This window comes from Exiguobacterium sp. FD-YE-25-4, assembly GCF_057004685.1.
Genome location: NZ_CM168041.1, coordinates 2,512,990 through 2,534,411, shown reverse-complemented (window position 1 = coordinate 2,534,411; position 21,422 = coordinate 2,512,990). Strand labels below are relative to the sequence as shown.

At 55.0% G+C, this 21,422-nt stretch carries 22 protein-coding genes; 17 read left to right on the top strand and 5 right to left on the bottom strand.

What is annotated here, in order from left to right:
* Positions 1-92: 92 nt before the first annotated feature.
* The 3 genes from AC13H5_RS12955 (at position 93) to AC13H5_RS12945 (ending at position 2,819) form a co-directional block, all read left to right on the top strand.
* Positions 93-866 carry a flagellar hook-basal body protein gene (locus tag AC13H5_RS12955; RefSeq protein ID WP_131471423.1) on the top strand — a complete coding sequence of 258 codons (774 nt, stop codon included), beginning with the start codon at positions 93-95 and terminating at the stop codon, positions 864-866.
* 11 nt (positions 867-877) lie between these two features.
* Positions 878-1,657, top strand: a complete 780-nt coding sequence (locus AC13H5_RS12950) for a flagellar hook-basal body protein (RefSeq protein ID WP_483545975.1) — start codon at positions 878-880, stop codon at positions 1,655-1,657.
* Between the two features lie 64 nt (positions 1,658-1,721).
* Positions 1,722-2,819, top strand: coding sequence for a glycerate kinase family protein (locus AC13H5_RS12945; protein WP_483545974.1), 1,098 nt, complete (start codon positions 1,722-1,724; stop codon positions 2,817-2,819).
* Positions 2,820-2,846: 27 nt separating this feature from the next.
* Here AC13H5_RS12945 and mscL read toward each other — a convergent pair whose 3' ends face one another.
* Positions 2,847-3,224, bottom strand: a complete 378-nt coding sequence (gene mscL / locus AC13H5_RS12940; RefSeq protein WP_483545973.1) for a large-conductance mechanosensitive channel protein MscL — start codon at positions 3,222-3,224, stop codon at positions 2,847-2,849.
* A gap of 206 nt (positions 3,225-3,430) precedes the next feature.
* Here mscL and AC13H5_RS12935 point away from each other — a divergent pair, with 206 nt between their 5' ends.
* The 6 genes from AC13H5_RS12935 (at position 3,431) to AC13H5_RS12910 (ending at position 7,924) form a co-directional block, all read left to right on the top strand.
* Positions 3,431-3,682, top strand: a complete 252-nt coding sequence (locus AC13H5_RS12935; RefSeq protein WP_029594701.1) for a DNA-directed RNA polymerase subunit beta — start codon at positions 3,431-3,433, stop codon at positions 3,680-3,682.
* Positions 3,683-3,695: 13 nt separating this feature from the next.
* Positions 3,696-4,118, top strand: a complete 423-nt coding sequence (fabZ, locus tag AC13H5_RS12930; RefSeq protein WP_021066156.1) for a 3-hydroxyacyl-ACP dehydratase FabZ — start codon at positions 3,696-3,698, stop codon at positions 4,116-4,118.
* A 12-nt stretch (positions 4,119-4,130) separates the two neighbouring features.
* A complete protein-coding gene (locus tag AC13H5_RS12925) occupies positions 4,131-4,580 on the top strand; it encodes a hypothetical protein (protein WP_034779196.1) in 450 nt (149 codons plus the stop codon).
* Positions 4,581-4,677: 97 nt separating this feature from the next.
* Positions 4,678-6,417, top strand: a complete 1,740-nt coding sequence (locus tag AC13H5_RS12920) for a methyl-accepting chemotaxis protein (protein ID WP_483545972.1) — start codon at positions 4,678-4,680, stop codon at positions 6,415-6,417.
* Between the two features lie 63 nt (positions 6,418-6,480).
* Entirely contained in the window at positions 6,481-7,530 is a 1,050-nt protein-coding gene (locus AC13H5_RS12915) for a C45 family autoproteolytic acyltransferase/hydrolase (protein ID WP_483545971.1), read from the top strand.
* 115 nt (positions 7,531-7,645) lie between these two features.
* Entirely contained in the window at positions 7,646-7,924 is a 279-nt protein-coding gene (locus AC13H5_RS12910) for a hypothetical protein (protein ID WP_214708496.1), read from the top strand.
* Between the two features lie 2 nt (positions 7,925-7,926).
* Here AC13H5_RS12910 and AC13H5_RS12905 read toward each other — a convergent pair whose 3' ends face one another.
* Positions 7,927-8,553: a class I SAM-dependent methyltransferase gene (locus AC13H5_RS12905; protein ID WP_483545970.1), complete on the bottom strand. Its 627-nt coding sequence runs from the start codon at positions 8,551-8,553 to the stop codon at positions 7,927-7,929.
* A 74-nt stretch (positions 8,554-8,627) separates the two neighbouring features.
* Between AC13H5_RS12905 and AC13H5_RS12900 the strand changes: the two genes are divergently transcribed.
* The 7 genes from AC13H5_RS12900 (at position 8,628) to AC13H5_RS12870 (ending at position 15,713) form a co-directional block, all read left to right on the top strand.
* On the top strand, positions 8,628-10,115 hold the full coding sequence (locus tag AC13H5_RS12900; protein WP_483545969.1) for a cryptochrome/photolyase family protein: 1,488 nt from the start codon (positions 8,628-8,630) through the stop codon (positions 10,113-10,115).
* Between the two features lie 200 nt (positions 10,116-10,315).
* Positions 10,316-10,903: a glycerol-3-phosphate responsive antiterminator gene (locus AC13H5_RS12895; protein WP_483545968.1), complete on the top strand. Its 588-nt coding sequence runs from the start codon at positions 10,316-10,318 to the stop codon at positions 10,901-10,903.
* Complete coding sequence (locus tag AC13H5_RS12890; protein ID WP_034779187.1) at positions 10,900-11,991, top strand: ABC transporter ATP-binding protein; 1,092 nt, start codon at positions 10,900-10,902, stop codon at positions 11,989-11,991. The genes AC13H5_RS12895 and AC13H5_RS12890 overlap by 4 nt, the downstream gene beginning before the upstream one ends.
* Complete coding sequence (locus AC13H5_RS12885; protein WP_034779185.1) at positions 11,988-12,893, top strand: carbohydrate ABC transporter permease; 906 nt, start codon at positions 11,988-11,990, stop codon at positions 12,891-12,893. Before AC13H5_RS12890 ends, AC13H5_RS12885 begins: the two co-directional genes overlap by 4 nt.
* The gene (locus AC13H5_RS12880) at positions 12,890-13,699 is read left to right on the top strand and encodes a carbohydrate ABC transporter permease (protein WP_483545967.1); all 810 of its coding nucleotides are present in this window, start codon (positions 12,890-12,892) and stop codon (positions 13,697-13,699) included. Before AC13H5_RS12885 ends, AC13H5_RS12880 begins: the two co-directional genes overlap by 4 nt.
* 15 nt (positions 13,700-13,714) lie before the next feature.
* Complete coding sequence (locus AC13H5_RS12875; protein ID WP_483545966.1) at positions 13,715-15,022, top strand: ABC transporter substrate-binding protein; 1,308 nt, start codon at positions 13,715-13,717, stop codon at positions 15,020-15,022.
* A 1-nt stretch (position 15,023) separates the two neighbouring features.
* Entirely contained in the window at positions 15,024-15,713 is a 690-nt protein-coding gene (locus AC13H5_RS12870) for a glycerophosphodiester phosphodiesterase (RefSeq protein WP_214825262.1), read from the top strand.
* Positions 15,714-15,748: 35 nt separating this feature from the next.
* Here the strand turns inward: AC13H5_RS12870 and AC13H5_RS12865 are convergent, their stop codons facing one another.
* Positions 15,749-17,026, bottom strand: coding sequence for a glycoside hydrolase family 32 protein (locus tag AC13H5_RS12865; RefSeq protein WP_214825264.1), 1,278 nt, complete (start codon positions 17,024-17,026; stop codon positions 15,749-15,751).
* A complete protein-coding gene (locus AC13H5_RS12860; protein ID WP_483546562.1) occupies positions 17,023-19,362 on the bottom strand; it encodes a glycoside hydrolase family 65 protein in 2,340 nt (779 codons plus the stop codon). The genes AC13H5_RS12865 and AC13H5_RS12860 overlap by 4 nt, the downstream gene beginning before the upstream one ends.
* Before the next feature lie 171 nt (positions 19,363-19,533).
* Here AC13H5_RS12860 and AC13H5_RS12855 point away from each other — a divergent pair, with 171 nt between their 5' ends.
* Positions 19,534-20,247, top strand: a complete 714-nt coding sequence (locus AC13H5_RS12855; protein ID WP_483545965.1) for a DUF1189 domain-containing protein — start codon at positions 19,534-19,536, stop codon at positions 20,245-20,247.
* Here the strand turns inward: AC13H5_RS12855 and AC13H5_RS12850 are convergent, their stop codons facing one another.
* Positions 20,248-21,264: a LacI family DNA-binding transcriptional regulator gene (locus AC13H5_RS12850; RefSeq protein ID WP_034779173.1), complete on the bottom strand. Its 1,017-nt coding sequence runs from the start codon at positions 21,262-21,264 to the stop codon at positions 20,248-20,250.
* Positions 21,265-21,422: the final 158 nt, after the last annotated feature.

The window sequence follows — 21,422 nt, the reverse complement described above, 5'->3', positions numbered from 1 at the left end:
TTTTTTTACTTTTTTTCAAAAAACGGTGAATGAAACATTCATTTGGTACGATATACAGAGTGAAGACTTTGAACGATGAAAGGAAGACGACCATGCTACGCGGATTATATACGGCGGCGGGCGCGATGAACGCGCTCCAGCGCCAACAAGAGATTTTGAGCAATAACCTCGGTAACGTCCGGACACCAGGATTCAAGGCGTCCAACGGCGTCGTTCGCTCGTTCCCGGAAATGTTGCTCGCCCAAGTGAGCCACCCTGGGAATGCGCGCTCACGCGTCCAAGGTGAAGTTGGCACGTTATCGACAGGTGTCTACCTTCAAGAGACGATGCCTCGGTTCTCGAGCGGGAGCATCTCGGAGACGGGCAGCCCGACCGACGTATATATGAAGGTGCCGGCTGACGCGACGGGTGCCGCCATGTTCGCCGTCGAACAGAACGGCGAGACGCTCTATACGACGAACGGACGCTTCGCGGTCGATGAGGAGCGTTTCTTACGCTCGGCGGATGGCGGTTATATCCTCTCTGACGCAGGCGAGCGCATCCAGCTGCCATCAAGTGAGTTCACGCTGTCGGTCGATGGTCAAATCACGTCGCTCGGCGAGAATGTGGCGACACTCGGTGCCGTCCAAGTTAATGACTTAGCGACGCTCGAACAGGTCGGGAACGATTACCGGGTCAACGGAGACGCACCGCCAGCAGCGAACGTCCAGTTCCAACAAGGATTCATCGAAGAGGCGAACGTTGACCTCGATCGGACGATGGCCGACTTGATGACGACGTACCGCCAGTTCGAGGCGAACCAAAAAGTCGTTCAAGCGTATGACAAGAGTGCCGAGCGGGCCATTGAGATCGCTCGGATTCGTTAAGGAGGAAGCCCATGCAATCGATTTATAACTCGGTCTCGTCGCTCACCCAGCTTCAGCGTCAACTTGACGTGACGGGCCATAACATCGCCAACGTCGATACGGCCGGCTATAAGCGGGAACAGACCCACTTTGCCTCGCTCTTGTCGCAGGCGTATGACAATCAACCGCGTGCCGAACTTGAAGTCGGACGCGACACCCCGAATGGGATTCGCATCGGCGTTGGCGGCCACGTCGCTGACATCAGTCAACAGTTCAATATCGGCCAAATCCGGAAGACGGACCGTGGCCTTGATGTGTTCTTGAAAGCGAGCCGCCAGTTCTTCGCCGTCGAGACAGAGAACGGTGTCGGATTGACCCGGAGCGGGAACATGCAGCTCTCGGTCGGTGAACAAACGACGCTCGTCGACGTGAACGGGAACGCCCTTCTTGGTGCGGACGGCAATCCGATCGTCATGCCGAACGAGGCGACGGCGCACCGCGTCCGTCAAGACGGCACGGTCGTCGCCAGCGTGAACGGCGTCGAGCAAGAGTTCGGCCGCCTCGATATCGTCGAGGTGCGTAACACGTCGGCGCTCCGCCCACTCGGTGACAACGTCTATGCTGCCGACTTGGCGGTGGACGTCGATCGTCCGCTCGGCAATCTGTTGATTGAAGGCACGCTCGAATCATCGAACGTCGATTTGACGAAAGAGATGACCGACATGACGATCACACAGCGCGCGTATCAGATGAATTCACGGGCGTTGTCGATGAGTGATCAGATGATGGGACTCGTCACGTCACTCCGTTAATCACAGACCGTTCTTCCTCGGAAGGGCGGTTTTTGCGTTACACTGAATAGGAGGAGGGATGGACATGCGGATTGTCGTGGCGATGGATTCGTTCAAAGGGTCGCTGACGAGCGTGGAAGCGAATCGGGCGGTTTGTCGGGCACTCGCTGGACACGATGTCATCGAGGTGCCGATTTCAGACGGAGGCGAAGGATTTTTAGATGCGTGGCTCCTGACACATCCACATGCCGAGACCATCACGCAAGACGTCATGTCGCTTGACGGGACGATGCGACAAGCGCGGTACGGTTGGTTAGAACTGACGCGAGAAGCAGTCATCGAAGTCGCCGAGGCGTCCGGGCTCACACTCGTCGATACACTCGACCCGTGGCGCTACAGCTCCTATGGGACGGGGCTGCAAATTCGGCATGCGCTCGAGCGCGGGGCGACACGCATCACCGTCGGCCTCGGCGGGAGTGCGACCGTCGACGGGGGAAAAGGTTTGCTCGAGGCGATCGGTGTCCGCTTCTTCGATGAGTTTGGACATGTCATTGGACCGTTCCCGCATCATATCGAGCGCGTCAGTCGGATTGACTGGTCAGGGCTCCTCCCGGAAGCACGTCAAGTCGAGTGGCGGATCGCCTCGGACGTGACGAACCCGTTGCTCGGACCAATGGGAGCGGCCGCCGTGTTTGGACCGCAGAAAGGGTTGGCGCCAGAGGACGTCGTGCGCTATGACGAACTGCTTGCCGCGTACGCCCGTTGTTTCGAACGTGATTTGGCCACGCGGTCTGGGGCGGGCGCAGCCGGAGGCATCGGTTTCGCGCTCTATCAGCTCGGTGCCCGGTACGTGAGCGGCATTGAAGAAGTCATACGCTGGTCGAACCTGGAAGAGAAACTGCGCACGACCGACTGGTTGATCACGGGAGAAGGTCGCTTCGATGAGCAATCCCTTCATGGGAAAGCGCCTTACGGTTTGGCTTGCCTCGCCCACGCATATGGTGTCCCGACGCTCGTCTTCGCCGGGCAAACAGACGTAATCGCCGTCCCGGACGTCGGGATTCAGGCCGTCTTCCCGATCATTTCCCGGGTAATGACGCTCGCCGAGGCGATGCACCAGGCAGAACCGCTTCTCACGGACGCCGTCAGCCGAGTGATGTCGATTCTCGACAAAAACGCCTGAACCGACTTCGGTTCAGGCGTTACTACGTTATGGACGCTCTTTTAACAAGTCACGGATTTCAGATAGGAGCTGCTCTTCACGCGACAGTTCCGGTTCTGGTGTCTCTTCGACCGCTTTCTCACGTTTCAGACGGTTCAACACTTTGACCATCATGAACAAGGCGAAGGCGATGAGGAAAAACTTGACGATTTCTTGTAAGAAGTTGCCGTACGTCACGTTCACGCCGAGCACCGACACCGCGAGCGTCGAGAAGTCGATCCCGCCGATAACGATGCCGAGGAACGGCATGAAGATGTCATTGACGAGCGACGTGACGATGGCCGTGAAGGCGGCCCCGAGGATGAAGGCGACGGCGAGGTCAATTACATTGCCTTTGATTGCAAACTCTTTAAATTCTTTCCACATAAAAATAAACCCTCCTAAATGATGAATACTCTTACGGTAGCACAGCATAGGTGGAAGCGGGCAGTATTTTTCACAGAAGCGTCGCCCTTGCCCTAGGCCGGGCGCTTGTTCGACGTATGGTAGATACGTTACACTTATATAGAACTCATGCAACAGTTTTAATACCTGGTACTAATATGTTATAATTAATTCAGCTGAAAGGATGTATGGACGTGGCGAACGAAGAACAAAACGGCTCGGAACAGACCGAGTCTAAAGAGCGGACGGAGCGGAAACGATTATCGAACCATCGACGTTTCCCAATCTTGTTACGCGTCATCGTTGTCCTGTTGTTGGCTTTCGTGATGCTTGCGATTGGGGCCATCATCGGGTACAGCGTGATTGGCGGAGGCGAGTGGAAGGACGTGTTCAACATCGACACGTGGCGCCATATCACCGATTTTTGGCTAACATCATAAGGGTGGTGGAACCATGTACACGATTGAACAGATTAAAGAAGTGATCCCGCATCGGTACCCGTTTTTGCTCATCGACCGGATTCTTGAGGTCGAAGAAGGCAAACGGGCCGTTGGATTAAAGAATGTGACGGCGAACGAAGAGTTCTTCAATGGACATTTCCCAGACTATAACGTCATGCCTGGCGTGTTGATCGTCGAGGCGCTCGCGCAAGTCGGCGCGTTCGCGATGCTCAAGCAGGAGTCGAACCGCGGCAAGCTCGCGTTCTTCGCAGGTATCGATGGATGTCGCTTCAAACGTCAAGTCGTCCCGGGCGATCAATTGCGCCTCGAGGTCGAGATTTTGAAAGTGCGCGGACCAATCGGTAAAGGGCGCGCCGTGGCGACGGTCGATGGAGAAGTTGCTTGTGAAGCGGAACTCACTTTCGCCTTGAAGTGAGGAGAGAACGAGATGCGCGTATTGGTGATTGCCTTGATTCTCGGATTGGCGACCATCGTCGGTTGCCAACAAGTGCAAGATGACCCGGCCGAAGAGAACGTCGTGTTCGAGCAGGACGTCGAAGATGCGATGATTGAAAAACGGGCCGGTCAATCGGAATCGATTGCGGTCTCGCTCGAGCGGACGAACAGCTCGACGATGCTGTTCACGATTCGGATGCTCGAAGACCGTCGCCTCGATCCGACGACGATCATCAGTTATGAAGTCGATGGCACCCGTGTCCCAATCCCGTTCGGTGAACTCGTCGCGGAACGCGAAGGGGACGTCCGGACGTACGTCTATCAAGCGGATTTGAACCCTGACCTATTCGTTACCGAGACCCTCCCGCTCTTCCATATCGGAGAAGAAGGCGAGGCCGAGGTGTCGATGCCGCTCGAGGTTGTAGATTCGACAAATGAATGAACGAACGGATGATTTTTGTCGAAAATCATCCGTTTTTTTGTGGACTCTTCGCGACAGTCGTCCGATATAAGGAGTAAGGACGAATGGAGGGAATCACATGAAACGAAATAAACCACAGTCACTGCAGACACGGATTTTGGCGATGATGTTGGCATTCATCACGCTGCTCATCGTCATGTTCGGCGTGCTGCAGTACGTCAGCACGAAGCATACGGTACAGAGTTCGATGCAAGCGGTCCTGTTGGCGGATGGGGCCCGCATCAGCGAGGCAATCGACACGGAAGCGTATGCGGCCTTTTTACAGAACCCGACGAAAGATGAACGGTTCGAGCAGTTTCGGGAACAGCTCGACACGTATCGGACGCAAATCGGGGCCATGTATGTGTACACACTCGCAGCCGACGGCGAAGAGCTTCAAATCATCGTCGATGGGATGAGCGCGGCCGACGCGGTCGATATCGGAACGCCGACGACAGCGACGTCGTTTGCAGATGCGAGAGCGGCGTTTGAAGGTGGGACCGTCACGACACCGATTGTCGAGGATCCAGAGTACGGGGACTATATGACCGTGCTCGTTCCAATCAAACAAGGCGGGGACGTGATCGGTGTCCTTGGAATCGATAAAGGGGCGAGTGACGTCGCCGCGGTGACGGAAGACGTGTTGCAAGAGAGCTTGCCGCCGATTCTCATCGGACTCGTCATCTTGCTTGGGATCGCCTCGGTCATCATCTGGCGCTACCTTGGCTGGAAACTCCGACCGCTCCGTGAGCTCGAACGTGTCGCGACCCATATCGCGAGCGGCGACCTGGCGACAGCGGCCAGGGAGATGGACAACATCCAGTTGAAAGCGAACGATGAGATCAAGCGGCTCACCGCCTCGATGGATCAGATGACGAAAATGCTCCGCGACTTGATCTCGGGATTGCAGACGTCCGCTCAGACGGTACGTGACGAGAGCGGCAACGTGGCGAGTATCTCGGAAGAAGTGAACGATGCCTCGCGTCAAATCGCGTTCACGATGGAAGAAATCGCGGGCGGTGTCGAGAATCAGAGCGTGCTCACGATGAAACTGTACGGACACATGAACGAGTTCTCGGGACTCGTCGATCAGACGGCGCACGACGGGAACGGCGTGAGCGAGCAAGCGGAAGTCGTCAGTCGTGTGACGGCCGAAGGACTCGGACTGATGGAGGATGCCGTCGGCAAGATGACGAACATCCATCTGCAAGTGCGCGAGTCGCAAGGACAAGTGAAAGATTTCGAGCAACAGGCGGACGAAGTGACCGCACTCGTCACGATGATTCGTCAAATCTCGGAGCAGACGAACTTGCTCGCCTTGAACGCGGCCATCGAGGCGGCCCGTGCCGGGGAGCATGGAAAAGGCTTCGCCGTCGTCGCTTCTGAGATTCGCAAGTTATCCGACAGCGTCGCCCGATCGGTCAGTGAGATCTCGGAAATCGTTGGCAGCGTCAAACGAAACTCGATCGCGCTCGGCGAGACGTTCACGGACAGCATGCACGCTGCCGAGGACGGCAAGCGGACGCTCGAGGAGACGAAGCGCGCCTTCAATGAGATCGAGCAGAGCGTGCGGGAGATGCAGCGCCTGACGAACTCGATGCAAGGGCAGCTCGGACGCGTCAAGACGAACCAAGACGACATCAAACGTGGTCTATCGGATATCGCGTCCATCTCGGAAGAGAGTACGGCCGGCAACGAGGAAGTGGCCGCCTCGACCGAACAGATGTCGGCGACGAGCGAGACGATGAACCGGCTCGTCAAAGACTTGTCGCACACGGCTGAGGACATGCAACGCATGAGCCGCCAGTTCAAGTTGTGAACAGTCTCAAGTCAGACATACCTCCGTTGCGTCCGTTATACTAGGCGCAAGGGAGGTTTTTTCATGCAACGTGTCTCAAGTGAACTCACACAATTCCGCGGCAGTCACTATGACTTTGGCCGCTTTCAAGGTACTTATATTAAGCGCAGCAAGCTGCTCGAGAATCGGACCGACCAATGGAAGCTCCGCGTCCCGCGCTTTGAGATTGATGAGCGCGAGGCGAAGCAGGCGTTCGATCGATTCGCCCCAAAGATTTGGGAAGAACTGCTCGGTCTGCAGGACGAACTCGAGTTGACGCTCGCCGACACGCTCCTTCACTTCGGTCATTTCCGGGTCAATAACCCGGTCAGCGGCTGTTCGATTTTGACGGGGGACAACTTCCTCGTCCGCAACTATGACTACCATCCGATGACGTACGATGGACGCTATAACGTGTTCCAGCCAGATGAGGGTTACGCCGTCATCGGTCCCGTTTCGCGCGTCACCGGCCGGATGGACGGGATGAACGAGAAAGGGCTCGCCATGGGCTATAACTTCATCAACCGCCGCCGGCCTGGAGATGGGTTCGTCTGCCAGATGATCGGCCGAATGATTCTCGAGACGTGCGCCACGGTCGAGGAAGCGGTCGATCTGCTTCAAGAGATTCCGCACCGCGGCTCGTTCACGTATGTCGTCCACGACAAGTCGTCGAAGACACGCGTCATCGAAGCGACACCGCGCGATATTCGTGTCCGCGAGTCGAACATCTGCACGAACCATTTCGAGCTGTTGCAACACGAGAACCGTTACCATCTCGACGATTCAACACGTCGGATGATGGAAATCAAGATGTATCAACATATCGTCCAGGACGCCGAGAGTGCGTTCCGGCTCATGAACGACTCGGACAAGGGCGTCTTCTCGGAGCTGTATAAGAGCTGGGCCGGCACGATTCATACGGCCGCCTATTTCCCAGAGACGCTCGAGACGTGGTTCGCCCTCGGCGGCGACCGCGACCCGGTCATCTTCGATTTTCAAGCGTGGCTTGACGGCGAAGACTTTGACTTGCACGCCCTCGACGGGGAAATCGCGACCGATATCGAGTTCGCGAACACGGTCCAACTTTGGCGGTAACGAAAAACAAGCAGCGGCTCATAATGAGTCGCTGCTTGTTTTCGTTCGTCTAACGCACGTTAGCACGTACTGTTTTCTGTAAAACCGGGAATACTCATAGCAGGAGGGATTTATGATGAAACGAATCGGATTATTGGCCATCATGCTCAGTTTGATTGTCGTCCTCGGCGGCTGTGTGCCGGGCGACGGGACGTACACGACCGACCCGGCCGGCTTCTTTTGGGGGATTTGGCACGGTTGGATCGCACCGGTGTCACTCATCTTAGGCTTATTCAATGACACGTATCGCGTCTATGAAGTGAACAACACCGGCTGGTTCTATGATTTGGGGTTCTACATCGCCATCATCAGCGGGTTCGGCGGGATTGCGGTCACCCGGAAGAGTCGGAGTTGACGTTAGACGGGCTTTCGTCCGGACACGGCGACTGTATGATAATCACGCGAGTCAGGACCTCGTGTCTCGATGACGTCGGTCAGACCGAGAGCGGTAGCGGCGGGGATGAACTGTTCCCGCACGATAGACGCGATGCCATCCCACGTCACGTCAGCTTTCCCATCGCAGTAAGTGATGACGAATGACCCACCTGGTGCGAGAACGCGATCAATCTCGGCAAGCACCGCCGGCACGTCTTCCCAAAAGTAGAGTGTGTGGATGCTGAAGACGCGGTCAAACCGCGCGTCCGGAAACGGGAGCGTCCCGAGGTCGCCTTCGACGACTTCGGCTCGCCCAGCTTGCACGTCCATTCGATTTCGTCGAAGCGCCGAGCGGACGATGGTCGGGGAACGATCGAGTCCGGTCACATGCACGTGATTATAGCCACGTAGCATCTGCGCCAGTGCGTCGCCGGCCCCGCAACCGAGGTCGAGAACGCGATTATCGGGCTGAATATGAAGTTGCTCAATCGTCCAATCGACTTCGACCCGGTGTTGCCTGACCATCTTCTCACCGATATACGTGCCGACGATGCCGCGTGGATTCTCGTATTGACTGTCAATCCATGTTTGGAGACGCGTGAAGCGCATCGAACCATTCCTTTCCAAATAAAGTCGAGGTAGATTGAGTGTAGCATAACCATTTTGGGAGGGGAGTTGAATCGATGCGTTCCTTTTGGATCTTCGGCAATCAACTGTCGCATGAGCTCGAGCTGTTCAATCACATCGAGGAGGATGACGTCATCGTCATGATCGAGGCGACATCACGGGCGACGTGGCGGCCGTACCATAAACAGAAGCTCGTCCTCATCTTCTCGGCGATGCGTCACTTCGCTGAGGAACTGCGAGAAAATGGCTATACCGTCGACTATCACGAGGCGGACTCGTTCCATGATGCGTGGGACGACCACTTCAAACGGTACGAACCGGAAGAAATCCATTACACGGCCGTCACCGACGCTGCGATGGAGAAGAAGTTGCAACAGTTGGGTCAGAAGCACAAGCTCGTCGAACATTTGGACGTGCCGCTCTTCTATTTAACGAAGGAGGAAGCGGTTGACACGATTGGCAGCACGCCGTGGCGGATGGACCGCTTCTATCGCCAGATGCGGAAACGGTTCGATGTGTTGCTCGAGGACGGGAAGCCACGGGGTGGCAAGTGGTCGTTCGATGCGGACAACCGCCAGCCGCCGAAAGCAGGACTCACGTTCCCGCCACCGATCCATTTTCGACCGGACGCGATCACGAAAGACGTTATCCAAAAAGTCGAGACGGGCTTCGCCGACCACCCCGGAGACATCACCCCGTTCGTCTGGCCGGTGACGCGCAGTGAGGCACGCCGTGCGCTCGCTCGTTTCGTCGAAGCGCGTCTCGAGACGTTCGGTCCGTATCAGGACGCGATGCTGTCGGACAATCAAGACATGTCGCATAGCCTGTTGTCCGCGGCCATCAACATCGGGCTCCTGACACCGGATGAGGTCGTCCAGGCGGCGGTGGCGTCGGACGCGCCGCTCGCCTCGGTCGAAGGATTCGTCCGTCAACTCCTCGGCTGGCGCGAATATATGCGCGCCGTCTATGTGGCGTCGATGCCGGGTTATGAATCGGTCAACACGTTCAAGCATGAGCGCGATTTGCCGAGCTACTTCTGGGACGCTAAGACAGACCTGCACTGTGTCCATCAAAGTGTGAAGCCGGTCATCGAGCGGGCGCACAACCACCACATCCAGCGGCTCATGGTGCTCGGCAACTTCGCGACGCTGTTCGAAGTGTCGCCGCAACAGACGAGCGACTGGTTCAACGAGATGTATATCGATGCCTACGACTGGGTCGTGTTGCCGAACGTGCTCGGGATGGCGCTCCATGCCGATGGCGGGAGATTGGCGACGAAGCCGTATATCGCCTCGGGGAAGTATATCGACAAGATGAGCGACTATTGCAAAGGCTGCAAGTATAACCCGAAACATACGACCGAGGACGACGCCTGTCCGTTCAACGCTTTGTATTGGAACTTCATCGACAAGCACGAGGACCGGTTCGCGAAGAATCAGCGGATGAAGATGATGGTCCGTAACTGGCAAGGCCGGGATGATGCCGTCAAAGCCGACATCTTGGCGAAGGCGAGACAGACGCTCGACGACACCGACTCATTATGAGTCGTTTTTTTTACGTCGGCTTCACAAACTTTTGCACGAGCTTCACGGACGCTTTACATTCATCCGGTACGATATGACTTGTGAGACCCCTCATGCCAAGTGAATAGCAACTGGTAGAACATTCGAGAGACCAACAGAAGCCCGTACGTCGATGACGTCCTGTTTCTGTTGGTCCTTTTTTCTAGGGAAGGATGATTCAAGTGAATGAAACACTTCGCACAATCGGACAAGAGAAGATGATCGCCTCCATCAAATCACCGAAACAACTCGAGAAGTTCCTGCAGTCGGACGTGACGACGACGTTCCTCATGATGGGGACGCTCAGCACGCTCGACCGCTACGTCGCCCATTTGAAGCGTGAGAATCGGACCGTGTTCCTGCACGCCGAACGCATCAACGGCATCAGCCTCGACCGGGACGGCATCGACTATTTGGCGAAACGGGTCGGCGCCGACGGGGTTGTGACGACGAAGGCGTCTGTCATCCAACACGCCAAACGGGCCGGCCTGATGACGGTGCAGCGCCTGTTCCTCGTCGACTCGGACGCCATCACCTCAGGCATCAAGATGGCGAAAGACCAACAGCCGGACGCGCTCGAACTGATGCCGGGTCTCATCCCGAGTGTCATCGAGCACGTCGCGGAACACGTCTCGTTGCCGATTGTGACAGGCGGGATGATCCGGAAACCGATTCACGTGCATGAAGCCCTGTCCCACGGGGCGTTCGCCGTCTCGACCGGGGACGAGCGGCTTTGGGCGTCGCAAGGAATGAAGGAGGACATCATATGAAATCGATTCAACTGCAGAACATCAAAAAGTCATACGACGAGACGGAAGTCATCCGTGGCATCGACGTGACGATCGAGGCGGGTGAGTTCTTCGCCCTCGTCGGACCGTCGGGCTGTGGCAAGAGCACGATGCTCCGGATGATCGCCGGGCTCGAATCGATCACGAGCGGGACGCTCCGCATCGACGGCGTCGCCGCGAACGAACTGAAACCGAGCGAGCGGCAACTATCGATGGTATTCCAAAACTATGCGCTCTATCCGCACATGACCGTCGAGAAAAACATCACGTTCGGGTTACATACGAAAGGACTGACGAAGCTCGAGCAGCGTGAACGTTGCTTGGAAGCGGCCGATACGCTCGGACTGACCGACTATTTGAAGCGGAAGCCGCGCGAACTGTCGGGCGGGCAACGGCAACGGGTCGCACTGGCCCGGGCCATCGTGACCGAGTCGCCGATTTGCCTCATGGACGAGCCGCTCTCGAACTTGGACGCGAAACTTCGGGCCAAGATGCGCTCGGAGATCCGGCAGCTGCAACGCAAGCTCAAACTGACGATGATTTACGTCACGCACGACCAAGTTGAGGCGATGACGATGGCCGACCGGATGATGCTGTTGAACGATGGCCAGGTCCAACAAGTCGGTCAACCGCTCGATTTGTACAATAAGCCGGCGAACACGTTCGTCGCCTCGTTCATCGGGTCACCGCCGATGAATTTGACGTCGGTGCAACGGAGTGACAAGGGCTGGGTCGCCTCGGACGGGCGTCTATTCCACCCGAACACGCTGACGCGAGAAGATACGGCGACGCTCGGCATCCGGCCGGAACAAATCACGCCGGCGAAAGACGAGATCACGTTCTACGCCGAACTGAAAAATATCGAAGTGCTCGGCACGGAGACGATTCTCGCCTTTGACATGGGCGGCGTCGAGTGGCTCGCCAAATGGCCCGGACAATGGCCGCTCGCGATTGGGGAGAAGATTGCCTGTTACGTCGACCCGAAACAGATGTCACTGTTTGACGCGACGGGGAATCGCATCGAACCGCGGCAACCGAAACTGTTCGAGGCGTTGGAGGTGTTCCAATGACGGTCGCCCTTCCGAGACAACGCGTCCGGACCCGATTATCAGACGCGACGAGCGGACTCCTCTACTTGTCCCCGTCGATCGCGTTATTTGGGATCTTTCTCGTCTATCCGTTGTTCCGGACGATTTACTTGAGTTTCTTTCAAACGGACACACAAGGGACGCCGCTCAGTTACGTCGGCGGCGAGCATTACGCCAAACTGTTCACGAGCGCCTCGTTTTGGCAGAGCATCCAGGCGACGGTCGGCTTCGTTCTGTTGACCGTCCCGCTCACAATCATCATCGCGCTCGGGCTCGCGCTCCTCGCCAACGAGAAGCTGCGCGGGATTGGCATCTTCCGGACGGCATTCTCGGCGACGATGGGGATGAGCGTCGCAGCCTCGTCGGTCATTTGGATGTTCATGTACAACCCGTCCATCGGTATCTTCAATCGCTTCTTGGAAGCGGTTGGGGCAAGCGGGGTGCAGTGGCTCCTTGACCCGCAGTACGCGCTCTTATCCGTGTCGCTCGCGACCGTCTGGATGAATATCGGCTTCACGTTCTTGATTCTCCTCGGCGGGCTGCAAAACATCGACCGGACATTGTATGAGAGTGCGGACATCGCCGGAACCGGATATTGGACCCAGCTCCGGGCCATCACGATCCCGATGCTGTCCCCGACGCTCTTCTTCGTCGGCATCATCTCGCTCATCAATGCGTTCCAGACGTTCGGACAAATCGATTTGCTCACGAAAGGCGGACCGACGAACTCGACGAACGTCATCGTCTACGCCATCTATAAGGACGCGTTCATCAACTATAACGTCGGCGGGGCGAGTGCGCAGGCCGTGCTCTTGTTCTTGACGGTCCTCCTGTTGACGTGGCTCCAGTTCAAGCTCGTCGAAAGGAAGGTGCATTACCAATGACGCTCCGGAAAGTAGTCACGTATACGCTCCTCGTCTTGAGCGCCGTCGTCATGCTGTTCCCGATTGCCTACGCGTTCTCGATCAGCCTGATGGACGGGAGCGAAGTGTTGAAAGGGAACCTCATCCCGCGCGACGTCACATTCGACAACTATGTCGCCGCGTTCGAACGAATCCCGCTCATGACGTACTTATGGAACAGTCTCGTCGTCGCACTCCTCGTCATGGTCGGCCAAGTCGTCTTGTTGAGTCTTGCCGCCTTCGCGTTCGTCTTCATCGACTTCAAAGGAAAAGGGCTCATCTTCATGCTCTTCCTCGCGACGATGATGGTGCCATGGGAAGCGACGATGGTACCGAACTTCTTGACAATCCAGTCGCTCGGCTGGCTCAACTCGGTGTGGGGGCTGTCGGTGCCATTCTTCGCGCTCGCGTTCGGGACGTTCCTGCTCCGGCAACAGTTCAAGACGATTCCGTACGAGATGTACGAGGCATCACAAATCGCCGGCATCAGCCGTTTCCGTTTCTTTTGGAACGTCGTCTTGCCGGTCTCGAAGACACCGCTCGTCACGTTGTCGGTATATAGCTTCTTGACGACATGGAACATGTACTTATGGCCGCTCCTCGTGACAAACACGGAGCAGGCACGCACGGTGCAAATCGGGATTAAACAGATGCAGTCGAACGAGGTCGCCTCGGATTGGGGCGTCGTCATGGCGGCGGTCATCTTGATTATCATCCCGACGCTGATGCTGTTATTCGCAGGACAAAAGCAGTTACAAGAAGGTTTGACACAAGGCGCGATCAAATAATAGGGGGAATATACGATGAAGAAGAAAGCATTATTCGCAGGGTTGGCCAGTTCGGTATTGTTGCTCGGGGCATGTGGTAGCGAAGAGGCGGAACCGGCCGCTTCGGCGACGGAGGACGGGAAGACGGAAGTCGTATTTTGGCATGCGATGAGCGGGGACTTAGAGACCGCGCTCAACAACCAAGTCGACGCCTTCAACGAGTCGCAAGAAGAGTATGAAGTGAAACCGGTGTTCCAAGGCACGTATGAAGAGGCGCTCACGAAGTTCAACGCCGTCGCGGGGTCACCGGACGCACCGGCTATCATGCAGACGTTCGAGGTCGGCACGAAATATATGATCGACACGAATAAGATCACGCCGGTCCAAGAGTTCATCGACAAAGAAGACTTCGATACGGGCGTCTGGGAAGAGAACATCTTGAGCTATTACCAAGTCGACGGCAAGCAGTACTCGATGCCGTTCAACTCGTCGACACCGGTGCTCATCTACAACAAGGATGCGTTCGAAAAAGCGGGACTCGACCCGGAGAAAGCGCCGCGCACGTATGACGAACTGAAGCAGGCGGCGAAGGCACTGACGACCGATGGGCAGACCGGCTTCACGATGCTCAACTACGGTTGGTTCTTCGAACAGCTCGTCGCTGCGCAAGGCGGGCTCTACGTCGATAACGACAACGGGCGCAGCGGTGCGCCGACGAAAGCGGTATTCGATGGGGAAGAAGGACAGAACGCCTTCAACTTGATCAAAGAGATGTACGACGACAAGACGTTCATGAACGTCGGCCAAAACTGGGACGACATGCGCGCCGCCTTCCAATCAGGGAAAGTCGCCATGTATCTCGACTCGTCGGCCGGGATTCGCACCGTCGCGGATAATGCCGACTTCGAGGTCGGGGCATCATACTTGCCGGTGCCGAACGAAGCGGAGCGTGAAGGCGTCATCATCGGCGGGGCCTCGCTCTGGATGGGTGACGGCATCGCCGACGAGACGAAGCAAGGTGCATGGGAGTTCATGAAATATGCGGCGTCGAAAGAAGCGCAGGCCAAATGGCACGTCGAGACGGGCTACTTCGCCATCAATCCGGAGGCGTATGACGAGCCGATCGTCAAAGAGATGTGGGCCGAGTACCCGCAACTGAAAGTGACGGTCGATCAATTGAGTGAGACGACAGCCTCACCAGCGACACAAGGCGCGCTCATCTCGACGTTCCCGCAATCCCGTCAAAGCGTCGTCAACGCCATGGAGAGCCTATACCAAGGCGTATCGGTCGAAGAGGCGTTGAAGCGCGCGGCTGATGAGACGACTTCCACCTTGGGGCAGTGACATGTTGATTTACGCACATCGCGGCTATAGCGCCAAGTATCCCGAGAACACACTAAGCGCGTTCAAGGCGGCGTTACCACATGTCGACGGCATCGAGCTCGACGTCCAATTGACGCGCGACGGACGCCTCGTCGTCATCCATGACGAGACGGTCGACCGGACGACGAACGGGAGCGGTTTCGTCAAAGACATGACGCTCCGGCAGCTCCGCTTGCTACGGACGGAGAGCGGGGAACGGATCCCGACGCTCGAGGAAGTGCTCGTCTTGCTCGAACCGACCGACGTCACGCTCAACATCGAGCTGAAGACGGACCGGTTCGACTATGACGGGATCGAGTATCTGACGTGGCTCGCCGTCACCGAGTTCAAGTTAGAAGAGCGCGTCGTCTTCTCCTCGTTCAATCCGGACACGCTCGTCCGGTTACGGGATATCGCCCGCGAGGCGAGGATTGCCGTCCTGACAACTGATGGGCATCCGAATCTGGTTGAATTTGTGGAACGAGTCGGAGCCGAGGCCGTCCACGCCCAGCCGGAGTTTATGGGGACAAGAGACTGGATGACGCTCCGCGAACAAAATCGGTCACTTCGTCTCTACACAATCAATGTCCCGAGCGAGTTGCCGGACATGACTGGTGTCGACGCCATCATGACGGACGAGGTCGAGCGGTTTCAATCGATGTCGCGTCATTAAACAACACCCGAGACCAGTGTCTCGGGTGTTGTCGGTTAAAAACGGTGTAAGATTGCTTCTAAGTCACCACGTAGTTGATGGGTGCGTGAAGACGTTGGATAGACGCGGCTCGAGAAGACGAACTCGCCATCGTTCACGAATACCTCCATAGAAGACGCGTCGACGAAAATCCGGAACGTCGTGCCTGTTGCCTGTAGCCGGCGGACATCTGTGCCTCGTGTCAATTCGAGCCAATCGCCTGTTTTCGAGAAAGTAGCGGCGTTCCCGAAACAGTCGAATTGAAAATCGTTTTGCGTCTCGAAGGACAATTCGAACGCATCTCCTTCAAACTTCGGACCAGCCAACACATGACTTTGTTGTCGAAGCGAAATTATCTCTTCAATCGGTGTCATGTATAAACGATTATCCCGAAGCGACAGTTCACGTGGAATCGTCATCTGGTTCGTCCATCCCTCGGCTTGTTCAGGCCACTCGCATTCCCACATCGCATTCCATCCGATTAAAATACGCCGGCCGCGCTCGTCGAGGAACGTTTGAGCCGCGTAAAAGTCATGACCATAATCGAGTTCAGTGAAGGCACCATGCGTAAAATGCGGGAGTTCGAGATCGAGTGTACCCACGAAATACCCACATTGATGTAGGTTATGATACCGGTCACCGTCTGGCTCCATTCCTTGGGGTGATAGGAGCAATACGTCTTGACCGTCAAGCGAGAAGACGTCCGGGCATTCCCACATCCAACCGTGGCGTCCGGTTTTTCCGGCAATGACGCCACGCTCGGACCAATGGATGGCGTCGTCCGATCCATACAAGACGACTTTCCCGTCCGTCGCGTCACGCGTGCCGAGTACCATGTAGAAACGGCCGTCCGCTTCCCATACCTTTGGGTCCCGGACATGGGCGTTTCCCTGTTGCGGGATTTCAGAGATGATAGGATTCTGTGCGGACTTCACGAATGTCACTCCATCGGCGGAAGTGGCGAGACACTGGACTTGACGCAATGTCTCCCGTTTCTCGTCGAGCCATGTGTTGCCCGTGTAGTAGAGATGAAGTACCCCATCTTTCACTAAGGCGCTTCCGGAGAAGACGCCGTCGCGGTCATAGTCATGATCTGGCCGAAGTGCAATCGGTTTATGTTCCCAATGAAGGAGGTCGGTCGATGTGGCGTGTCCCCAGTGCATATCGTCCCACTCCACACCGAACGGATGATACTGATAAAACAAATGATAGACACCGTTGAACTGACAGAGTCCGTTCGGGTCGTTCATCCAACCGAAGGGCGGAGCGAAATGGTAACAGGGACGATAGCTCATACGGACAACACTTCACTTGTGAACGTATCCGTGATTTCTCGTTGTTCGCCATATACTTCGATGATGAGCGGTTCGGTCGATGGTGTTCGACGCGTGATGGTGACTTGCTCTTGTGACGCGTGAACGTCAAGCGTCTCACCTTTCCAATCGATCGAATACGCGAGGGCGTTCCATGCTTTCGGGAGCATTGGCGAGATGCGCAAGTTTCCGCCTGTCATCCGGACGCCGCCGAAACCGTTGACGACCGCTTGCCAAATCCCACCGAGCGACGCTGCGTGGATGCCTGCGTCGGATGTCTTCATGTTCGGCCCGAGATCGATTTCAGATGCGCGACGGAACAAGTCGTAGGCGAGTTCTTGATCGCCGAGATCAGAGGCGAGGACGCTATGTGTTGAGAGAGAGAGCGACGAGTCATGTAGTGTCTTCGGCTCATAGTACTCCCAGTTGACACGTTTGACGTCTGCTGGGAACAAGTCTTCGAGCAGGTACATCAAAATCATGACGTCTGCTTGTTTCGATACTTGAATCTCGTTCACTTGCTCAAGGTTGTAGTCGTAGAACATCGAGCCGACGTTTTCTTGATTTTTGTATTTCGTCAAATCGATGATTTCTTTCTGCAAATACGTATCATCTTGTGGCAAGACACCGTCTTCACGGACTTGTGGCAAGTAAATCAAATCGAGGACGTGGCGGAACCGTTCGTCGGCTGTCCTAAGATCTAGTTTTTCGTTCAACCGCTCGTATAGTTCTGGTTTCTCATTGCGGAGCAGTTCCACGTATTCAATCGCTGTTTGGATGTTCCAGTGCGCCGTATAGTTCGTGAACGCGTTGTTGTCGACATGTTCCTTATATTCATCGGGACCGACGACTTGATTGATTTCATAACGACCCTCTGCTTCATCCCACTCAAGTCGGCTCGCCCAGAACTTGGCCGTATCGATGAGCAATTCATAGCCGTAACTGTCCATGAAGTCTTGGTCACCCGTGACATGATAGTATTGCCAAGCCGCGAACGCGATGTCGGACGTGATATGTTGCTCGATAAAGCCAGACCATATTTTTGTGGCTTCCCCGGTCACGATGTCGGCTGCACCCCAGACCGGTGTCACTTCACCGTCGTCGAGCCATGCCGATTCCCAAGGGAACATCGCGCCTTCATATCCGTTCTCTTTCGCTTTTCGGTGCGCTCCTGGCAACGAGAGATAACGATATTCGAGCAAACTACGTGCGATTTTTGGGTTTGTGTACGTGTAGTAAGGCAAGATAAAGATTTCTGTGTCCCAGAATGTATGCCCTTTATAACCTTCACCTGATAAACCTTTCGCCGCGACGTTCATCCGATTGTCATGTTTCGGTGTCATGACTGCCAAATGATATTGGGCGAACCGAGCGGCCAACTGATCGAACATTTCTTCTGATTCGATGGTGATCGGTGCGTGCGACCAGACGAGATTGTCCCAAGCATTGACGTGATCGATAAACAAACGGTCATAGCCACGTGCTTCGACTTCGCGCGTCACGCTCAACGCATAGTTTGCAAGTTCTGCTGTTGTGTCCACTGGCAATTCTTGATCACGAGAAGTGAAAACAGTCGAGTATTTCTCGATTGTCAGCGTCTCGTTAGCCGGGATGACGATGTTTGAATAGTCGAAGAAAATTTGGCGACGGTCCATCTTGATGATGGATTTCGGTTCGAATAATTCATGTTGACTGAATCGGTGGACGCTATGGAAAGCAAAGTCGATGCCGGATTCTGTCGTCGTTTGGAGCTGTTGCATGAAACGGCCGTCATAGAGACGTTTGTCGCCTTCTAAAAAGTGTTGGACGCCACTGTTGGTCATTTGTCCATTAATGCCGGATGTCATCGTCAACACGCTCTCTTGCTTTGGTGTGACAGTGACGCGTTGGGCAATGACATGCAAGTTGGCCATCGACACGAAACGACGGAAGACGAGGTCATAGACGTCACCGTCAGGACTTTGCCACGTCACTTCACGTACCAGTTCAGCCTGTTTCAAGTTGAGTGTACGCCGATACGTGAGAATTGTACCTTGGGTGAGGTCAAACCGAATCCCGTTCAATGTAAACTCCATCCACAACACATCCGCCGCGTTCGGAAGTTCCGTCACTTCGTTATTAGCAAATTTATTGAATGTTCCAGCGACGAATAAATTTCGTTGCTCGTTGGCATAGTGTTCCTCCGTAACCGAACGAAGTCCCATATAGCCGTTTCCAAGTGAAAAGACGGCTTCTCCTTTACCGAGCCATTTTGTGCGGAACCCGTCCTCTGAGACGAGCCAATGTTCTAACTCTCCAGTACCAGTCGTATAGTTCATCAGTGTATTCGTCACCTTGTAACCTCCTGTATAATAAAGCGCTTTCTTGATTCGACCCCATTCTATCCGAAACGTTTCGGATATTCAATACCAATTTTCCTTTAATTTCTTTCCTTAGCTTCGAAAACGTGATTAAATGGGGTCAGAAACGTTTTAGAAAAGAGGTTTGACATGGAGCAGGTGATTGCTAGTCTGGGGTTTCAATTCGAAAAGGTACAAGCGTGGAGAAAACAATCAATCTGGAAGTCAATCTTCTATGTGATCATCGCGGTGATGTTGGCGAATGCGTTCGTATTTGGTTTAAGGTGGGTGAACCAATCAAACGAAACGCCAACGAATTTGCCGGCGTTTACAGTCACAGAGGACGGAATTCAATACGAAGAGCCATTCCTATTCAACATGGAAGTGCTGGATTTGGCAGTGATGGTAGGAGAGGAACGTGAAACGGATGCGTTGCAGACGCTCTTGTTGGATGATTCGGGCTGGGTATTCAAACGTAGCGGTGTCTCGACTGAGTTGAAGGAATACAGTAGCTTACTCGAATTTTTAGGCGAGACGGAATTAACGGAACGAGATGTCGCACGGATTCTCGACGATTTGGAATGGTTCTATCCGCTCTACATTTATGGGGCGATCGTGGTAGACGTATTGATTCATCTCGTCGTCATTTCCTTCCTCGCGCTCGCAGGACTCGGATTTCGTCGCTTCGTGCCGATTCGCTATAAAGAGGCGTGGACGATTACGGCTTATGGCATCACGGCACCTCTGTTAGTGCGAACGGTCATCGCTTTATTGCCGGTCACCGTGCCGATGCTAGCTGTTCTATATTGGGCGACCGTCGGCATCTTTGCGTTTATGACGATACGAAAAATCGGCGATGAATGATCATCGCCGATTTTTCGCGACCGATTCTCTTAGAATCAGCTCGTTATTGACGAACGCCTCGTGCGGCACGTCTTGTCCCTCGACGATATGGACGACCATCGAAGCTGCCTTACGGCCCATCTCATACGGCTGTTGGCCGACAGTGGTGAGGGGCGGGGACACATATTGAGACAATAAGATGTTATCGAACCCGATAATCGACAGGTCTTCCGGCACATTCAAGCCGAGTTCGCGTGTGGCCTGAAGGACACCGAGCGCCATCACGTCGGAAGCGCAGAAGAACGCGGTCACCTCGGGATGGTTCAGCAAAAACGGCAAGGCCGCGCTTTTTGAGGCGAGTTCTTCGAAATCACCGTTCAATACGTAATCGTCACGAAACTCGATCCCGTTCTCTTGAAGCACTTGACGATATGCGTCATATCGGACCGTCGAGACATACGCGTGGGCCGCACCGTTCATGAAGGCGATGTGACGGTGTCCGAGTCGAATCAAATAGCGGACGGCCTGCTTGGCGCTTTCGAGTTGGTTTGAAGTCACGTATCCGGTGTTCACACCTTCGACGGGAATGTCGACTAATACGCAAGGGACTGTGCTCTCGATGGCTTCAAGCAAGTACGGATCATCGCGTTTCAACCCTTGGATGACGACACCGTCAAGCTGGCGTTCGGCGCACATCTGGCCGTATGTCTTATTTTTTTGTTTAGAAGTCGTCGTCGAGAGGAGGACGAACTCGTAATCGAGCATGGACAGCTCGTCCGATACGCCACAGAGCGTCTCGAACAGAAAATTATCTTTCACACTCTCTCGTTTTAAGTCGGTGACGAGAAAACCGATCGTCTTCGATTGTTTCTTAACTAAGCTACGGGCCAGGATGTTTGGGCTGTAACCGAGCTCTTTCGCGACGCTCATAATTTTGTCCCGCGTCTCTTTGTTCACATCGTCATACCCGTTCAACGCCCGGGACACGGTCGTGACGGAAAAACCTGACGCTTTGGAGACATCTTTCAAAGTGGCCATGGTGGTAAACTCCTTCTCTATGAAAACGTTATGGGTAATGTTCGATTTATGATTTGATATCTATAGTCTAGACGGAGAGTGTAATGTCTGTAAACCTCTAAAAATAAGGGTTTTAAGCCTGTTTAAAAATAACACTTGATTTCCGAAACGTTTCGGGT

What these genes read in the sequence shown, in the direction of transcription:
- AC13H5_RS12955 (WP_131471423.1), top strand. Translation starts at nt 93, where the DNA reads ATGCTACGCGGATTATATACGGCGGCGGGCGCGATGAACGCGCTCCAG.
- AC13H5_RS12950 (WP_483545975.1), top strand. Translation starts at nt 878, where the DNA reads ATGCAATCGATTTATAACTCGGTCTCGTCGCTCACCCAGCTTCAGCGT.
- AC13H5_RS12945 (WP_483545974.1), top strand. Translation starts at nt 1,722, where the DNA reads ATGCGGATTGTCGTGGCGATGGATTCGTTCAAAGGGTCGCTGACGAGC.
- mscL (WP_483545973.1), bottom strand. Translation starts at nt 3,224, where the DNA reads ATGTGGAAAGAATTTAAAGAGTTTGCAATCAAAGGCAATGTAATTGAC.
- AC13H5_RS12935 (WP_029594701.1), top strand. Translation starts at nt 3,431, where the DNA reads ATGGACGTGGCGAACGAAGAACAAAACGGCTCGGAACAGACCGAGTCT.
- fabZ (WP_021066156.1), top strand. Translation starts at nt 3,696, where the DNA reads ATGTACACGATTGAACAGATTAAAGAAGTGATCCCGCATCGGTACCCG.
- AC13H5_RS12925 (WP_034779196.1), top strand. Translation starts at nt 4,131, where the DNA reads ATGCGCGTATTGGTGATTGCCTTGATTCTCGGATTGGCGACCATCGTC.
- AC13H5_RS12920 (WP_483545972.1), top strand. Translation starts at nt 4,678, where the DNA reads ATGAAACGAAATAAACCACAGTCACTGCAGACACGGATTTTGGCGATG.
- AC13H5_RS12915 (WP_483545971.1), top strand. Translation starts at nt 6,481, where the DNA reads ATGCAACGTGTCTCAAGTGAACTCACACAATTCCGCGGCAGTCACTAT.
- AC13H5_RS12910 (WP_214708496.1), top strand. Translation starts at nt 7,646, where the DNA reads ATGAAACGAATCGGATTATTGGCCATCATGCTCAGTTTGATTGTCGTC.
- AC13H5_RS12905 (WP_483545970.1), bottom strand. Translation starts at nt 8,553, where the DNA reads ATGCGCTTCACGCGTCTCCAAACATGGATTGACAGTCAATACGAGAAT.
- AC13H5_RS12900 (WP_483545969.1), top strand. Translation starts at nt 8,628, where the DNA reads ATGCGTTCCTTTTGGATCTTCGGCAATCAACTGTCGCATGAGCTCGAG.
- AC13H5_RS12890 (WP_034779187.1), top strand. Translation starts at nt 10,900, where the DNA reads ATGAAATCGATTCAACTGCAGAACATCAAAAAGTCATACGACGAGACG.
- AC13H5_RS12885 (WP_034779185.1), top strand. Translation starts at nt 11,988, where the DNA reads ATGACGGTCGCCCTTCCGAGACAACGCGTCCGGACCCGATTATCAGAC.
- AC13H5_RS12880 (WP_483545967.1), top strand. Translation starts at nt 12,890, where the DNA reads ATGACGCTCCGGAAAGTAGTCACGTATACGCTCCTCGTCTTGAGCGCC.
- AC13H5_RS12875 (WP_483545966.1), top strand. Translation starts at nt 13,715, where the DNA reads ATGAAGAAGAAAGCATTATTCGCAGGGTTGGCCAGTTCGGTATTGTTG.
- AC13H5_RS12870 (WP_214825262.1), top strand. Translation starts at nt 15,024, where the DNA reads ATGTTGATTTACGCACATCGCGGCTATAGCGCCAAGTATCCCGAGAAC.
- AC13H5_RS12865 (WP_214825264.1), bottom strand. Translation starts at nt 17,026, where the DNA reads ATGAGCTATCGTCCCTGTTACCATTTCGCTCCGCCCTTCGGTTGGATG.
- AC13H5_RS12860 (WP_483546562.1), bottom strand. Translation starts at nt 19,362, where the DNA reads ATGAACTATACGACTGGTACTGGAGAGTTAGAACATTGGCTCGTCTCA.
- AC13H5_RS12855 (WP_483545965.1), top strand. Translation starts at nt 19,534, where the DNA reads ATGGAGCAGGTGATTGCTAGTCTGGGGTTTCAATTCGAAAAGGTACAA.
- AC13H5_RS12850 (WP_034779173.1), bottom strand. Translation starts at nt 21,264, where the DNA reads ATGGCCACTTTGAAAGATGTCTCCAAAGCGTCAGGTTTTTCCGTCACG.